The 12,379-nt window shown below is 42.2% G+C and carries 11 protein-coding genes and 1 other RNA gene; 8 read left to right on the top strand and 4 right to left on the bottom strand.

Annotated features, from left to right (window positions below):
- The first annotated feature begins 5 nt into the window (after positions 1–5).
- Positions 6–599 carry an oligoribonuclease gene (gene orn, locus JMX97_RS02580; RefSeq protein ID WP_201555013.1) on the top strand — a complete coding sequence of 198 codons (594 nt, stop codon included), beginning with the start codon at positions 6–8 and terminating at the stop codon, positions 597–599.
- A 279-nt stretch (positions 600–878) separates the two neighbouring features.
- On the opposite strand, the gene JMX97_RS02575 is transcribed toward orn, so the two are convergent.
- Positions 879–1,733, bottom strand: coding sequence for a UDP-2,3-diacylglucosamine diphosphatase (locus tag JMX97_RS02575; protein ID WP_201555011.1), 855 nt, complete (start codon positions 1,731–1,733; stop codon positions 879–881).
- Between the two features lie 60 nt (positions 1,734–1,793).
- A complete protein-coding gene (locus JMX97_RS02570; protein ID WP_227671532.1) occupies positions 1,794–2,306 on the bottom strand; it encodes a peptidylprolyl isomerase in 513 nt (170 codons plus the stop codon).
- A 312-nt stretch (positions 2,307–2,618) separates the two neighbouring features.
- Here JMX97_RS02570 and JMX97_RS02565 point away from each other — a divergent pair, with 312 nt between their 5' ends.
- The 5 genes from JMX97_RS02565 (at position 2,619) to JMX97_RS02545 (ending at position 8,413) form a co-directional block, all read left to right on the top strand.
- A complete protein-coding gene (locus JMX97_RS02565) occupies positions 2,619–4,349 on the top strand; it encodes a glutamine--tRNA ligase/YqeY domain fusion protein (protein WP_201555009.1) in 1,731 nt (576 codons plus the stop codon).
- 177 nt (positions 4,350–4,526) lie between these two features.
- A complete protein-coding gene (locus tag JMX97_RS02560; protein ID WP_201555007.1) occupies positions 4,527–5,255 on the top strand; it encodes a phospholipase D family protein in 729 nt (242 codons plus the stop codon).
- Positions 5,256–5,534: 279 nt separating this feature from the next.
- Entirely contained in the window at positions 5,535–6,173 is a 639-nt protein-coding gene (locus JMX97_RS02555; RefSeq protein WP_201555005.1) for a peroxiredoxin, read from the top strand.
- Between the two features lie 190 nt (positions 6,174–6,363).
- Complete coding sequence (locus JMX97_RS02550) at positions 6,364–7,035, top strand: glutathione S-transferase family protein (protein WP_201555003.1); 672 nt, start codon at positions 6,364–6,366, stop codon at positions 7,033–7,035.
- Between the two features lie 484 nt (positions 7,036–7,519).
- Positions 7,520–8,413 carry an META domain-containing protein gene (locus tag JMX97_RS02545; RefSeq protein WP_201555001.1) on the top strand — a complete coding sequence of 298 codons (894 nt, stop codon included), beginning with the start codon at positions 7,520–7,522 and terminating at the stop codon, positions 8,411–8,413.
- A 60-nt stretch (positions 8,414–8,473) separates the two neighbouring features.
- On the opposite strand, the gene ruvC is transcribed toward JMX97_RS02545, so the two are convergent.
- On the bottom strand, positions 8,474–9,058 hold the full coding sequence (gene ruvC, locus JMX97_RS02540; protein ID WP_201554999.1) for a crossover junction endodeoxyribonuclease RuvC: 585 nt from the start codon (positions 9,056–9,058) through the stop codon (positions 8,474–8,476).
- A 180-nt stretch (positions 9,059–9,238) separates the two neighbouring features.
- Between ruvC and JMX97_RS02535 the strand changes: the two genes are divergently transcribed.
- Positions 9,239–9,856, top strand: coding sequence for an FxsA family protein (locus JMX97_RS02535; protein ID WP_201554997.1), 618 nt, complete (start codon positions 9,239–9,241; stop codon positions 9,854–9,856).
- 172 nt (positions 9,857–10,028) lie between these two features.
- Here JMX97_RS02535 and ssrS read toward each other — a convergent pair.
- A non-coding RNA gene (ssrS, locus tag JMX97_RS02530) (6S RNA) lies at positions 10,029–10,223 on the bottom strand.
- Between the two features lie 232 nt (positions 10,224–10,455).
- Here ssrS and gpmI point away from each other — a divergent pair.
- Positions 10,456–12,099 (top strand): 2,3-bisphosphoglycerate-independent phosphoglycerate mutase, encoded by a 1,644-nt coding sequence (gene gpmI / locus JMX97_RS02525; protein WP_201554995.1) that lies wholly within the window; start codon positions 10,456–10,458, stop codon positions 12,097–12,099.
- The last annotated feature ends 280 nt before the right edge of the window (positions 12,100–12,379 follow it).

Below are 12,379 nucleotides of genomic sequence, written 5' to 3'. Positions count from 1 at the left end.
AGCTTATGAGTACCGGTGACCATCCCAACAAGATTAAGATCAAAAACCAAGGCAAAAAAGGGCTGGTATGGATTGATTTAGAGATGACAGGGCTTGATACTTTAAACGATGAAATTATCGAGATTGCCACGGTTGTCACCGATGAAGATTTGAACGTTTTAGCAGAAGGTCCCGTTTTTGCTATCAAAGTATCTGATCGTAAATTAAACGGTATGGATGACTGGAATACTAAGCAGCACGGCCAGTCAGGTTTGGTCGATCGCGTGCGCCGTAGTACCGTAACCTTGGCAGAAGCTGAAGCTGAGACTATCAAGTTTTTGAATAAATGGGTCGATAGCGGTAAGTCACCAATGTGTGGTAACTCTATCTGTCAAGATCGACGCTTTATGGCGCGCCAAATGCCAGAGTTAGAGAAGTTCTTTCATTACCGCAACCTTGATGTGTCTTCAATCAAAGAGCTGTGCTTCCGCTGGCGCCCTGATATTTTAAAGAACTTTGAGAAAGGCGGTAGTCACTTAGCGTTAGATGATATTCGTGATTCTATTCGTGAACTAAAACACTATCGTCAGCACTTTTTTAAGTTAATGTCGCAGGACTAAATTAAATTAAACTAGGCGGTCTTAAACGCTTAATCCTGCTATTAAGATTAGCCAGTAAAAGAAAAGGGTCTGTTGAATAGTCAACAGACCCTTTTTTAATGTTTTTTTTATAGTTGCGTAGGGTGCGCTCTGCGCACCAATAACGAGATTATGACCAACAAGCGTTGCGCAGAGCACACCCTACACCTGAAAGTCGTCAAAACAAAACACTGCTTTGTTAGACTTGCAAGGAAAATCCTTTAAATAGGATTTTCTAATATCATCAAGCGGTGGGTTACGTTACACCAAAAATTTAAACTCAACTAATCCAAAGATGGCGTTATTAGTATTGCTGTCAATATTTGCCTCTATATCTGTGGTAATTGCCCCAATAACGGCGCTAACTTTAGGTTGGCGCGTTTCTTGATCGAGCAGTCGCCAATCACCAAGCACATAACGGCTTTTGCCTTCATCGCTCCGATGAATCTCCGGACGATGAGTATGACCATGTAGCAGCGCGTCAAATTTATAAAGCGCTTTGTTCACTGAAGCTTCATTCACATCCATGATATAGGCAGCTTTAGTGGTATTATTTTCATGACTTTTTTGTCGCATCTTATCAGCGATTGCCAGACGTTTTTCTAACGATTTATTTAGTAAGTACCACTGGGTCAAACGATGACGCATTATTCTGCGGAAAAACTGATATTTTTTATCATCGGTACATAGCGCATCGCCATGTTCTAAACGGTAGCTTTGCTGTCCGACAGACAACGCATAAGGTTCATAAATCATCTCGCCACCGAATAGGTTGCAAAATGGCTGGCCTAATAAAAAATCTCGGTTGCCATGCATCACTAAAATCTCACAACCGTCTATACGTAGTTGTTTCAGCTTAGCAATCAGTGGTGTTAGCCAATGAGTTTGGCGCTCATCTTCTGATAATGTTAAATAGGCATCATCACCCAGCCACACCTCAAACCAATCGCCCAAGATAAATAAACGCTTGAGTGCAGGCAAAGCTAGACAGTCATCAAGCAGCGCCAAAAAAGCCTGCACTAAGGCAGGCTCTTCAGGCGATAAATGCAAGTCGCTGATTAATAATTGCCGTACCTCATGGGGACGGGTTGTTATCAGATGATTGAAATTTTGCATTTATCATAACCTTAAATGATTGCTGGCTATTTATTTAGAAAGTACTTATTCAGTAACTACTTATTTAGAAACGATAGTTGCTGAATTGATGATAACCGCTTCTTTTGGCACATCAGCATGCATGCCGAAACGACCAGTAGGAACGCCTCTCATTTTTTCGATAACGTCCATACCGCTAGTCACTTTACCAAAGACGGTATAACCCCAACCTTGGGCATTTTTACCAGTATGGTTTAGGAAGTCATTGTCTTTTACGTTAACAAAGAACTGGCTGGTTGCTGAGTGTGGGTCTTGGGTACGCGCCATAGCAAGCGTGCCAGCTTCATTTTTTAGACCATTATCGGCTTCGTTTTCGATGGGAGCATTGGTGCCTTTTTCATTCATATCTGCATCCATACCGCCGCCTTGAATCATAAAGCCGTCGATAATACGATGAAAGATAGTTCCGTCATAATGACCAGATTTGACGTAGTTTAAGAAGTTTTCTACGGTTTTTGGGGCTTTTTCTTCGTTAAGTTCGATAACGATCGCACCCATAGTGGTTTCGAGTTCTACTACTGGCATATCTACCATGTTGTGTTCCTTTCTAATTGCAGCACCTGAATTGGCACTGTGGTGAGTTAATATTATGGTTAGTCTAACGGCTTTTTTGTCGCCTGTCATGTATCAGGCTGTTAATGCATTCGTGAAACCTGATAGAATAACGCAACTTTATGATTTATCAATATAGTTTGTACCAGATAAAATAGACACGCTATGCTATATAAGCACACTGTATCCGTTTTTGAAATGAACCGACTATATTTTCTTATTAATTTTTGAACTTCCTATGGTACGTGTTGGCGCGTACCCTAATCTGATAAATTGCGTTAGGAGCAATGTTCCATGAGTGAGCACTCAAACACTACCGAACAAAAAAACGACTTTATTCGTAATATCATTCGTGATGATGTCAATGCGCAAAAATATGAACAGATAGTGACGCGCTTTCCACCCGAGCCAAATGGCTACTTGCATCTTGGCCATGTGAAATCAATTTGCTTAAACTTCGGCGTTGCTGAAGAGTTTGGCGGTATTTGCCATTTGCGTTATGACGACACTAACCCAACGGCTGAGAAACAGGACTACATTGATAATATCAAAAAAGATTTACAGTGGTTGGGTTTTGAGTGGGCAGGCGAGGCGTTACATGCGTCAAGCTACTTTGATCAATTGCATGCGTGGGCAGTCCAACTGATTGAACAGGGTGATGCGTACGTTGACTTGCAAACGCCTGAGCAAATAAAAGACAATCGTGGCTCGTTTAAAGAAGCGGGTACTGCGTCTCCGCAGCGTGATGCTAGTGTTGCAGACAATTTAAAGTTATTCGATGACATGAAAAACGGTAAATATGCCGATGGTAAAGCAGTATTGCGCGCCAAGATTGATATGTCTGATGCCAACATGAATATGCGCGACCCCATTATTTATCGTGTGATGCATCAAGAGCATCATCAGACGGGTAATAAATGGTGCATTTATCCGATGTATGATTTTGCTCATCCCTTATCAGATGCGCTTGAAGGTATTACTCATTCGCTATGTACGTTAGAGTTTGAAGACCATCGCCCGTTTTATGATTGGATTGTCAATAAAATTGGCTTTGAGCAACCGCCGCATCAATATGAATTTTCACGTCTGAATGTGGATCATACTTTGACCAGTAAGCGTAAGTTGAAGCAGTTGGTTGATGAAGGTATCGTTGATGGTTGGGATGATCCTCGCATGCCAACGGTTGCTGGCATGCGCCGTCGTGGCTATACCCCTGAAGGGCTACGTGATTTCTGTAATCGTGTTGGTATCGCCAAAGCGGATGGTGTGGTCGATATGCGTTTGCTTGAATTTAGCATTCGTCAGTCGTTAGATGACACTACCGCGCGTGGAATGGCCGTACTTAAACCTTTAAAAGTGACTATTACTAACTTTAGCGAGGCGGTCAGTAGCTGGGAGTCGCAAAAGGCTGATAGTGTTAATGGGCGCTGGGATGACACTGCACAAACTTTATGGTTAACGCAGCCTAACCATCCGAACGTCATCGATATGGGTGAGCGTGAAATCCCCTTTACTGAAACACTTTATATCGACCAAGGTGACTATGAGATTGAGCCGCCAGCAGGCTACAAACGTTTGTCACCAGAAAAAACTGAGATCCGTCTGCGTAATACTTATATTTTAGCAGTGACCGAACATATTACTGATGATAATGGTAAGGTTATTGAGCTAAAAGCGACTATTGATCCTACTACCTTGGGTAACAATCCTGAAGGCCGTAAAGTGAAAGGTGTGATTCATTGGGTGTCGGCCAGTCAAGGTATTCCAGCTACCGTGCGCTTATATGAGCCGCTGTTTAACGTCGAAGACCCCGGTAGCGTGAGCGATGTTCATGGCGCGCTAAATCCCAATTCTTTGACTGAGCTTAACGCAGTGGTTGAACCGTCATTGGCTCATGCCGATGCTGGCACGCGTTTTCAGTTTGAGCGTGAAGGCTACTTTATTAGTGATGCTATCGAGCATAGTAACGAGAAGCCAGTATTTAACCAAATCGTTAGCTTACGTGATAGTTATAAGCCCGCTTAGTCTATCAAAGAGTATTACTTATAGAGTTTAATATTCTAAAATAATACTGAACAATAGTGGTTTGCAAGCATGCCCATTTCTAGTACGCTAGAGATGGGCTTTTTTATGAAAAATAATAAATTATTCAATAAGTGATCATTAGTAATAATTATAAACCGTAAATTTGAGGACATACCAATGGCAAAGTTTCTGAATAGCAGTGGCACGACTTATCATCTAGAAGAGTTAATTAAAAATGCGTCCGATCGCCTGATTATTATTAGCCCCTATCTAAAGCTTAATGACCGCATTAAGGAGCTGTTAGAAGACCGCAACCGGTTAAAAATCGATATTCGAATTGTCTATGGAAAAAATGACCTACAACCAGAAGAGATTAACTGGCTTAAAAACTTAACCTTTATCCGTACTAGCTTTTGTAAGAATTTACATGCCAAATGCTATCTTAATGAAAACGAATGCATCATTACCAGTCTCAATCTCTATGAGTTTAGCCAAGTGAATAACAATGAGATGGGTGTTCTGATTTATCGTAATGAAGATACGAAGCTATATGCTGATACCTACGATGAAGCCCAGCGCATTATTCGTATCAGTGATGAAGTACGGATGTCGTTTGAAAAGGTCGCCACATCTGATGACAAAACAGTCAGTCCTGTCTCTGTTACGACTGATAAAGCAGCAGAAGACATTGCAAAGCCTAGCTATTCTAAATTGACCACAGCGAAGCTTGCTAAGGAGCTGGGATTAAAAACCCAAGAGTTAAATGACAAGCTGCTTGAAATGGGTTATTTAGAAGAAAAAGAGGGGGAGTTGGTATTGACCGATGCCGGTAGTGTTGCGGGCGGCACCAGCAAACGCGGAAAATTCGGTGAGTTTTGTTTGTGGGATGCAGGCATGATAGTGTAAGCCATAAGCATAAACTTAGGCATAAGACAAAGTTACTTGAGCTTATTCACTTATCTGAAAATGGAATAACAGCATTACAATCCGTCACAAGACATTCATAACCAGTTTGTTAAGATGAAATGAGCTTTCTAATGACGTGGCTCTAGTTATTTGTTGAGTTATTCATTAAGTTATTAACTAATAGCTGAGCACGTCGACGACAATAATATAGCGCAATGATACATTTCGACATTAGCGTCGACATCAGCGCTCAAAACTACTATAAATAAGGAATTAAGCATGGCACATTTACGTTTAGGCGATAGCGCACCAAATTTTGACGCCAGCACTACAGATGGCGATATCAATTTTTACGATTGGGCAGGGGATAGCTGGGTAGTTTTCTTCTCACATCCTGCTGATTATACGCCAGTATGTACTACTGAGCTTGGCCGTACCGCAGCATTAGGTGGTGAGTTCCAAAAACGCAATGTTAAGCCTATCGCGCTATCAGTAGACGGCTTAGAAGATCATAAAGGCTGGGTTAGTGATATTGAAGAGACTCAAGGCACAGCCGTGAATTTCCCTATCATCGCTGATTCGGATCGTAAAGTAGCCGATCTATATGACATGATTCACCCGAATGCCGATAATACCGCTACGGTCAGAAGCGTATTCATTATTGATCCTAAAAAGAAAGTACGTTTGACGCTTACCTATCCTGCCAGTTGTGGTCGTAACTTCGATGAAATCGTACGAGTAATTGATGCCATGCAACTGTCTGATGAGTATAATGTCGCGACTCCTGTCGACTGGAAAGAAGGCGATGACGTTATCATTCCACCTAGTGTCAAAAACGAAGATATCGCAGCCAATTATCCTAAAGGTCATACGGAAATTAAGCCTTATTTGCGCACGACACCTGCGCCCAATAAATAACCAAGTCTCAAGACGTATGGTATAGAAGTCGATATTATCGTTGTTACCTAAAGTCCCATAATATAGAGTCCTATAACCTAAAGTTATGGGACTTTTTACTATTCTCTTCACAAGGGTTGGTAAGGTTTTGCTATGATAAAAATCTATCAGTGCTAAGTCGCTGCTTGATCACCCTTACAAGGAGTTTGTTGTGAAAAAATTATACGTAACTCGTACCGCCCCCAATGCGCGCAAAGCCATTATTTTACTGGCTTCAAAAGGTATTGATATCGATAATATGGATGACCTTGATGTAGTCGATATCGACTTTGCTGCTGGTGAGCAGTTCTCAGATGCGTTCACTGCTATGAACCCCATGCAGACGGTGCCGGTACTGACGCTTGATGACGGCACGGTACTGAATGACTCACAGGCCGTTTGTGAATATCTTGATCGCGTCTATGGTGAGCGTTCGGTCATGGGTAATGATGTGGTGCAGCGTGCTCAAGTCTGTGCCATGCGCCGTGTCGCTGAGTTTGAAGTGTTGTATAACTTGATGCTGGCATTTCAACACAGTCACCCTTCCAAAGCTCAGCGAGTTGAGCAAGTACCAGAGTTTGTAGCACCTTCTATCGCGCGTGCTGTTAAAGCTTTGGCATACTTTGAAATTATTTTAGAAAGTCGTGAATACTTAGTCGGCGACCAGTTGAGTTTTGCAGATATTGTATTGTATTTAGGGTTAGATTTTGGCAAATTATTAAAAGTAAACCCTACTGAACACGGAGAAAACCTCGCGCGTTTCTATGCGATGATGCATGAGCGCTTTAGTGTGAAGAAAATGGGTAAAGCCAAACCTACTACCGAAAGTGAGCAAGACAAGTAAGTGGTTTGTTGTACTTACAAACCTATTTAAAAACTAAGAGTGGGTCACTAATAATATCGTTAGTGATCCACTCTTGGTTTTATAGCTGGTCTGATAAATGGCCAATCTTACCAATAGTCATAAGCTATGAATATCTTGACTATATTGTCAACTATATTAAATATTCAAACTATAAAACCAAACACTTCGTTACAAAAGCTGACGTTATCAGGGTTATAGTTATTAAATAGTTGTTTTTTACTAATATTGTTAATAGAACAGATTTAAATGTAGTACAAGAGGTTAAAAAAGGTCTTGTGCTGTATTTTTTTGCTGTTTTTTATTGTGGGCGTTCTTCAATACTTGTCTAAGTTATTGCTCTCGATAGCCAATCGCACGTTGCTATGAGTGCCTCTCTTTTATGTTAAATCGACTATAAAAACTATTCCGGAATTTATTGATTTAAAACTCTTATTTGTAACTCTATAGGTAAGGTATAACTACTATGAAACCAATTTTAACATTAGCATTATTGCCAAGTTTGCTGATGGTCAGTGTCGCGTTAAGTGCTTGCCAAAACGCTTCGTCACCTACCGAGAATGACGCACAGAAAACTGCCGATACGGCCGGCGAGACCACTGATACCACCTTAAACCCCAACGTGACAGTGGATGAGACTATAAAAAATGAGCAGACCGCTGAGCAGCAGATGATTAATGACCTTGCTCGCCACCGTTGGACATTAGCTACTGCAACTGATAGCGCCTCCCAACCACTACCTTTATTAATGACTATCAAAGATCAAGTCACCTTGAATTTTAACAAGTATCAAGGCCAAAATACCATCAACTATAGTGTCGGCTGTAATACCATGAGCGCCGCTTATAACCTACAGGGTCAAGCTTTAACTGCCGAAGAGAGTATGGGCACTAAAATGTCATGTGGCGATCTCAATACGGCCGAAAACCGCTTAAACAAGCTGATATATGGCGATAGTCAGCTAAGTTTAGTAGAGGGTGAGCAGCCAATGTTGACGCAAGTCACAGGTGATTCGACTACTTTGGTTTGGAAGGGTAGGCTAACTGCTCAAGCGAAGTATAATACTAAAGGTGAGACTATATTTTGGGCCGTAAGTTCTGAAACTAAACCTTGTACCGATAACAGTGCAAAAATGTGTCTGCAAGTGAGCCCCGTCACTTATGATGATCAAGGTATAAAAACTAGCGAGGGTGAATGGGCGCTGTTTACAGGCACTATAGATGGCTATCAGCATGACAGCACACAGGAAGAGGTGCTGCGTTTGCACCGTTATAATTTAGACACCGATGATATATCAGCAGAAGGCTCTGATGCAGAATATGCCTACGTGTTAGATACCGTGATCGAAAATAACACTTAAGTTACTATCCTGTTTTTAACATACAGAGTCCAAAAGAGAGCAAGCTGAGTATGTACAACCTCAACGTCGATTATTTAAATCTTTTTCTGTTAAACGCCAGCGGCCTTTTTTCTTAGTGGCGCCACGTCCGCTCATACCACTGTTAAGCAGCAGCTTATTCATAGAGTGGCTTGAATGTGCGTGACAGATTGCGCAGGCAAGACCGTCAGCGGCATCTTCCTGGGGCACTACATCCAGCGCTAGTATTCGGCAGACCATTTCTTGAACTTGTTCTTTGGCCGCCGCGCCATAGCCACAAACCGCTTGCTTGATCTGGCGCGCAGTATATTCTGAGACCTCTAAATCTAAAGCCACTAAAGCTGCAATGGCTGCGCCTCGTGCTTGCCCCAGCTTAAGTGCAGAGTCCGGGTTTGCTGCCATAAATACTTGTTCAACAGCGGTATAAATAGGTTCATCAGAATATTTCATATGATGTTGAGCAATGCGAGTTAAGCCATTAAAAATGCGCTTAAGACGCTCAGGCATTTCTTTGGTTTCTGTGCGAATGGTACCGGCATCAATATAAGTCAGCTTATCGCCTGTTTGTTGGACGATGCCATAACCGGTCATACGCGAGCCGGGATCAATTCCAATAATAATTGCCATAGTATTCCGTTTCAGTATTCCATGTTGCTGCTATATGCTTTTTTAGCTTAAAAAACAGCCGTAAGTTTGATAGTATAACAAGCCATCCCCATATACATCATAAGTTAAGCATTTTAATTTGCTTAACATTTAATTCTTAGCTTTAATATCTTTAGTTTTAATTTTATAGGACGACACTTTATGGGTCAGATAGTTGGTATTGCCATCGTTTGGTTTATTATCGAGATGCTGCTGTGGTACTTGATTGCCCAGTTTGTTAGTGGCTGGTGGGTATTCATTTGGTTTATTATCGCCGCTGTTATTGGTATTTCCTTTATTCGCAAAGGTATGGCCGCTCTTAATCCCATGGCGCAGCAAATGAAAGCGGGCGGAATGACGAACCCTTCGGCGCGGCCGCAAGAGTCGACCATGATCAAAAGTGTTGCGATGGCAGCGGCAGGTATTCTACTGCTTATCCCAGGGGTAATTAGTGATTTGCTTGCGTTACTGGTGGTATTACCGCCTGTGCAAAAGAAGCTGAAAGACATAGCCAATAACTACGTCATGAATAATCAGCAAAAAATGATGGAAATGATGGCCAAGCAGATGGGTGGACAAAATCCATTTGGCGGCGCTGGTGGCATGGGCGGACAAAACCCATTCGGTGGAACAGGTGATATGGGCAGCCAAAATCCTTTTGGTAAACAGCAAAAAAGCCCATTTGGTGATGTTTTTAAACAGCATACGACTGTTGACGGTACCGCTAAAAATATCCCTAAAGATGTGAAAAAAATTACGAAATCTGCCAATGATGAGTAGATTATAGTTTTAGTAAAGTGGCGACTAATTTAAAAAAGCTTTCGTTATTTATTAGTCGCCTGGTTTTTTTAATCATTGTGGTTTGGTTGAAATTGACAGAAAAAAAGGCCCCTTTCGTCATTGACGAAAAGGGCCTTTTAGTGATGATAACTAAAATTGGTTAGCATCGAAATTAACAACCGGAGTGCCGCCGTAAGATGGTGACCCATGAACCGTGAAGTTCAGGACGGATACGTCATCACCTCGGTAGGTTTCCTGAAACACCGCAAGCGGTGCAGGCATACACAATGAAGCAATAGGTAGCGTATCCAGGTATAACGTTATCGGCTCAGGGAATAACATCTACTAGCCAACACTCCAGAATAAATCTATATTAACTAATGAAATCACTGATTGCAAGTTTGCTTTACAGATCTACACGTCATATCAATAATCATTTTATTTTTAATTTATAAGGATAGAAGTAACAGGTGAAAGTACTAAGAGCATGCCTAAAAATGTCGAGTTTTCGGCTATTTTGAGATTTGTGGTAGTATAGAGGGCTTTCATCATCCTACTATAGCACTATAGGCGTTCATTCACTTGAGGAGCGGTAATCTATGACCAGTATGCAGCAACAATCAGAGTCACTTAACGACAGTCAGGCCCAGCCTAATAATAAGCAAAATAAAAAAGTGCCGCATGTCTTAATGATATTGGATGGCTTTGGGCATCGTGAAGACGAAAAAGACAATGCCATCGTTGCCGCCAATATGCCAAATCTAGATAAGATTTATCAGCAATATCCGCACGGGCTGATTTCAGCATCAGGAGAAGATGTAGGTCTACCAGAGGGACAGTTTGGTAACTCAGAAGTCGGGCATATGAACCTAGGCGCCGGTCGGGTTCTCTATCAAGACTCAACTCGTATCTCAAGTGAGCTTATTGACCGTGAGTTCTATAAAAACGAAGCGTTAGTGGGTGCAGTAAACGCGGCTAACGAGTTGGGCGGCAATGTGCATATTATGGGTTTATTGTCTGATGGTGGCGTCCATTCGCATCAAGACCATATCGAAGCCATGTGTCACTCAGCACTAGTCCATGGCGCAAAAAAAGTCTTTGTCCATTGTTTTTTAGATGGTCGCGATACTCCGCCTAAGTCTTCGGATAAATATATTAACCGGTTGCGTGAATATGTGAACAAGCTCAATGCCCACTATGAAGGTCGGGTACAGATTGCTAGTATCATTGGGCGCTACTATGCGATGGATCGTGACAATCGTTGGGACCGAGTGCAAAAAGCTTATGAATTAATTACCGAAGGTAAAGCGGATCGTCTATCAACCCGTGCCGATGGAGCGGTCCAAGCGGCCTACAAAGCGCGTGAGACCGATGAGTTTATTAGTCCTACTGTTGTGATTGGACGAGACGAGACGCCCTATACCGTTAACGATAATGATGCGCTGATTTTTATGAACTTTCGTGCTGACCGTGCTCGTGAGCTTGCGCAAGCGTTCGTCTTACCAGATCATGAGTTTTCAGGTTTTGCCCGTCATAAACGTCCTAAACTTGCTGCCTTTGTGATGTTGACTAAGTACTCAGATGTTTTAGCCGATAATGCAAAGACTAGTATTGCCTATTATCCAGCGTCATTGAGCAATACGCTGGGCGAGTACTTGCAGGATAAAGGCAAAACGCAGCTGCGTATCGCTGAGACTGAAAAGTATGCCCACGTGACGTTCTTCTTTAGTGGCGGTCGCGAGACAGAATATGAAGGAGAGGAGCGTATTTTAGTACCGTCTCCTGATGTAGCGACTTATGACTTACAACCTGAAATGAGCGCCCCTGAAGTGACCGATAAACTGGTAGCAGCTATTGAGTCAGGCAAACACGACGTATTGATCGTGAACTATGCGAATGGTGATATGGTCGGCCACACGGGTATCTTTGATGCGGCGGTGCAAGCAGTAGAAGCGCTAGATGTGTGTGTGGGTCGAATTGAGACCGCAGTACGCGCAGCTGGTGGCGATATGTTGATTACTGCCGATCATGGCAACTGTGAGCAAATGCAAGATTACGACAGTGGTCAGGTACATACCCAACATACCACTGAGCATGTGCCCTTGATTTATGTCGGTGAGCAAAAGGTACAAGTACGTAGCGGCGGTAAGCTTAGTGACGTGGCCCCTACCATTTTGGCACTGATGAACCTTGAGCCACCAGCTGAGATGACTGGAGAAAATTTACTCATTCCAGCATCTTGATATCCTGATTTTAGGGTTGACTTAAAGTTGTTTTAAGGCTTTTTTGCCGACGGGTTAGTGGCTAATAAAGGAAGGGAAAAGGAAGTGAAAAAGAAGGGAAGGGCAATTATTATCCTTCCCTTTTTTATACGGTAAGCTTTGTCTAATTAATTTTTAATACTGTCAACAGTATTCTTGCCACGCATAATACTATTACTTGAAATACTATCACCGGAGATAAAGCCACTTGCAATAATGTCCTAGTGATTAATATCCTCTTAATGCTATCTTATACTCTATT

This window comes from Psychrobacter sp. 72-O-c (assembly GCF_904846605.1).
In the GTDB taxonomy this organism is placed as follows: domain Bacteria; phylum Pseudomonadota; class Gammaproteobacteria; order Pseudomonadales; family Moraxellaceae; genus Psychrobacter.
Note: the sequence above shows the minus strand (reverse complement) of the source record. Positions and strands in the feature narration are given on the sequence as shown.